Genomic DNA, 3,081 nt, shown 5'->3' with positions numbered 1-3,081 from the left:
TTCCCGCCGCCTTTTAAATACCTGCCCACAGGCAAGATCCTACCGATATTAAAATTTTACAAAAATTACAAAAAGCTCATCATATTAGCAGGAATAAGTCTGGTAAATAATGATTTATATGGTAAACTTGACTTTAAATTATTTTAAGACAATTTCGGGTTTTCCATCCCACCTCTTAAGTCTAATTTGCCGGGTATTAAATTTACAGTTTCATTAACTTTGAGATATTGCCAAATAATAACAGATGAAGTGGATAACACGTGAAAAACCGAAAATTGACCGTATTGCCTGTCCGTGGCTAATCAAAAGGTTTATTGATACCGAAGCTGAAATTATCTACATGCCTTTCGATGAGGTATTGACTAAAGCAAAAGAATTAAATGCCATTCCTTTCGACCTGCCAAATGTAGAATACAGTCATTATAAAGATCAGTGTACCTTTGATTATTTTTTAAAGAAGCATCAATTAAATGATGCCGCACTAAACAGGATGGCAGCGATTATCCGTGGTGCAGATACTGACCGTCACGATTTTGCTCCGCAGGCTTCGGGTCTGTCGGCGATCTTTCTTGGCTTATCGCAAAACATCAAAGATGACCATCAATTGCTGGATTTGGGTATGATATTATATGATGGGCTTTACACTTGGGCAAAATACATGCACCAACAAAAACATACACAGTCACCGGCAGAACAATTACTATTAGAAGTTTATCATAAATATCTGAAACAGGGCAACACAAAGAAAGCCCCGGAATGGACAATTGAACTTAAAGAAATGATACAGGATCAATTGGATACGAACATGACATTAAGCCTGCAGCAGGTATCAAATGAACTTGAAATCAACCCCAGTTACCTCTCAAGAGAGTTTTCTAAATATTTTGAGAATCTTTCCTTCGGTGAATATATCCGCAAGATGCGTATTGAGAAAGCCATTTCACTAATGGAAACAACCCAATACTCGTTAACAGAGATTGCTTACCTGACAGGCTTTTCGGACCAAAGCCATTTCACCCGGATATTTAAAAAACAAATGGGACAACTTCCCACAATCTATAAAAAAAGCATCCTGAAAAGTAAAAAGAATACCAATAGTTAAATCTATACTATTTCCGGCATTACAGTTGGGTTAATATTGCTTCACATCAGCATCAATATGGAAAAACAAAAATTCAGTCGCCGGCAAGCCTTACAGGCTTCCGCTGTATTAGGAACAGCTCTGCTGTTTCCCATGAACAAATTACAGGCTATTCCAATGCATGTAGGAAAAACACCTCCCTTAAGTGCTGAAGAAATGGCTGCCATTGACAGGGCTTTAGGTAAAAAAGGTAGTTATAAAGAAGACGAAGCCGTTTATACCACCTCATTACCACGTAACGACCTAAAAATGAAGATTAAGAATGAACCTGTTCCTATCCCTTTTGGCTTTGGAGGTTGGGTATCCTTCAAAAAAACAGTGGATGGTAAATCTGCAATGGTGATGAGCGATACGGTATTACAAATGGAAGAGGTAAATCCTTTAATCTCTGCGGCTCAGGCGAACGGTTTGGAAATAGCCGCTATCCACAACCATTTTTTTTACGAAGAACCACGTATTTTTTATATGCATATTCATGGGATGGGCAGCGTAGCTGAATTGGCTAAAAAATATGCGGATACGATTAGGGACAGCAAACTTTTCCCGGCCAACCAACCGCCGCCAGCTGCACCACCTGTGTTAACAGGTAAAGAAAATTTTAATTTGCCTGCACTGGATGCGATTGTTAAATATACCGGTACTGTAAACGGACCGACCTATAAATATACAATTGGCAGGAACGATCTGAAAATTATGGCTATGGGTGTTGAAATGACTACCAATATCGGCTTAAACAGCTGGGCCTCATTTGCAGGTATACAGAGTGATGCCCACATCGCAGGTGATATTGCAATGCTCCAAAGTGAGGTAAACGTTGTAATAAAAACCTTGCGGAAACATAACCTGGAGGTGGTAGCGGTGCATAATCATATGCTGGGTGATGATCCACATATGATATTCCTGCATTACTATGGTCGTGGGAACGCAGCTGTTCTTGCCCAGGGATTTAGGGCAGCACTGGATGAATTAGGTAAAATGAAGGTAAAATCTGCGGGTGGAATGAAGATGTAATTACTAATAATCATTTTATATAGTATGAAATGAGTGTTTTTCAACTGAGCAAAATATGATATCATAAAATTAGATATGGATGAACAATTAAGCAAATCAAAACCAATTTATTCTTTATTTGATCTTACTAAATACTTCTTAAAGTTGGGAACATGGGGCTTTGGCGGACCGGTAGCTTTGGTGGGATACATGCACCGGGATCTGGTTGAAAATAAAGGCTGGTTAAAAGAAGAAGAATACAAGGAAGGTTTGGCATTAGCTCAACTTGCTCCTGGTCCTTTAGCTGCACAGTTGGGTATTTATATTGGTTTTGTTCATTACGGGCTGATCGGCGCCACATTTGCCGGACTTGCCTTTGTTGTTCCCTCTTTTATCATGGTTGTTTTACTGGGTATGGCTTATCAGTTATATGGGGGACTGGCCTGGATGCAGGCAGTATTTTACAGTGTGGGAGCCGCGGTTATAGGTATTATTGCCATGAGTGCCTATAAGCTGACGGTTAAATCTATCAGTAAGTTTGAGATAGCCGCCATCAAATCCAACTGGTTATTATGGGTATTTTATATCGTGGGGATTATTATTACGGTCATCACCGAAAGGGAAGAAATACTATTGTTTTTGACTTGCGGTATTTTATACATGCTTGTGAAAGCAATGCCGCAATGGATCAGAAAACCCACCATATTGCCTGCCGCTATTTTAATCAGTACAGAATTCTGGAAATACGATGGTAAAACCCTGGAGGAAATCGCATGGTTCTTTACTAAAGCCGGAGCATTCGTATTTGGCAGTGGTTTGGCTATAGTGCCCTTTCTGCATGGAGGTGTTGTAACAGAATTTGGCTGGCTAAATGAAAAGCAATTTGTGGATGCTGTTGCTGTTGCTATGATTACACCGGGACCGGTGGTAATTACAGTAGGATTTATTGG

The 3,081-nt window shown here is 39.7% G+C and carries 3 protein-coding genes; all 3 read left to right on the top strand.

The features are described 5' to 3' along the window. Positions 1–244 precede the first annotated feature (244 nt). On the top strand, positions 245–1,102 hold the full coding sequence (locus tag H7254_RS19900; RefSeq protein ID WP_301934644.1) for a chromate resistance protein ChrB domain-containing protein: 858 nt from the start codon (positions 245–247) through the stop codon (positions 1,100–1,102). A gap of 57 nt (positions 1,103–1,159) precedes the next feature. Next, positions 1,160–2,152, top strand: a complete 993-nt coding sequence (locus H7254_RS19895; RefSeq protein WP_301934643.1) for a DUF1259 domain-containing protein — start codon at positions 1,160–1,162, stop codon at positions 2,150–2,152. A gap of 75 nt (positions 2,153–2,227) precedes the next feature. Beyond that, positions 2,228–3,081, top strand: an 854-nt coding sequence (chrA, locus tag H7254_RS19890; protein ID WP_301934642.1) for a chromate efflux transporter, incomplete at its 3' end; no start/stop codon positions are given.

Origin of the sequence: Ferruginibacter sp., from assembly GCF_014377975.1 — a bacterium.
Lineage (GTDB): Bacteria > Bacteroidota > Bacteroidia > Chitinophagales > Chitinophagaceae > Ferruginibacter.
Note: the sequence above shows the minus strand (reverse complement) of the source record. Positions and strands in the feature narration are given on the sequence as shown.